We start from the raw sequence: 603 nt of genomic DNA on the forward strand, positions 1-603 counted from the left end.
GATAGTTACGAGAGCACAGACAAAAAGAAAGCGCTAAACGGCTATGCGGCAAGAGCGCTTATAGAAAGCTATCCAAAGGCTAAAGTTGTGTACGTCATCGATGGCGATACAGTCATCGTCACGAAGGGATGGGACAAAATAAAGATCCGGCTGGATGCGATCGATTGCCCGGAGGACGGCCAGCACTGGGGGGATACCGCTGCACATGGCCTCATAAAGCTGGTCGGTGGACGAAATGTGCATCTTGAAGAGCATGGGATAGACTGCCACGGGAGAACATTGGCTACAATCTATGTTCAATGCGCGAATGCCGAGGAGTGGATAAACGTCAATGAGCGGATGGTTACTCTTGGCCACGCATGGGTAATGCGCAGGTTCTACGATCATTTACCAAAAGATAGACAAGGTAAGTTGAATTACTTGGAGAACTGGGCCAGGTCAAAGAAGGTTGGTCTATGGCGCACCCAAGACCCCGTACCGCCGTGGCAATGGCGCAACGGCAGTTGAGGTTTAGTCCAATCGCTGCCGACCATTTGAGATTTGGGCTGTAAACCGCCAAGTTCCTCGCCAAGACMGGAAATTGTCGACCGGTCTGTCGCTGCG

General features: G+C 51.7%; 1 protein-coding gene. It reads left to right on the forward strand.

All coding sequences use genetic code 11. From position 1 onward, the window contains the following. The coding region (locus tag ACXJ5O_RS29210) for a thermonuclease family protein (RefSeq protein WP_457302950.1) at window positions 1-507 on the forward strand (507 nt) is incomplete at its 5' end. Between the last annotated feature and the right edge of the window lie 96 nt (window positions 508-603).

The organism is Phyllobacterium sp. P5_D12, from assembly GCF_054049495.1.